At 61.8% G+C, this 246-nt stretch carries 1 pseudogene; it reads right to left on the minus strand.

The features are described from left to right. Window positions 1–198, minus strand: a pseudogene (locus tag GSQ76_RS19875) (hypothetical protein); the annotation flags it as partial. Window positions 199–246 lie beyond the last annotated feature (48 nt).

Raw genomic sequence — 246 nt, forward strand, 5'->3', positions numbered from 1 at the left:
TGCCGGAACGATGAAGCGCCGAGAATGGCGCGTGTCGGGCGAGACGGTATCGAAGGTGACTTCACCCCCTGTCGCGAGATCGAGAGCGACCACAGTGACGCGGATGTCGCCGCTGTTTACGCGCTCGAAGTCCACCAACTCGGAAATAAGCTGCCGCATCGGCGTGGCATCACATAAGCCCGGTTTCTTCGAGGCCATGCAAGTCGCCGAGTATCTTGCAGCAGTGGTCGGTCGAGCCCACGGGCG

The organism is Acidisphaera sp. L21 (assembly GCF_009765685.1).
Lineage (GTDB): Bacteria > Pseudomonadota > Alphaproteobacteria > Acetobacterales > Acetobacteraceae > LMUY01.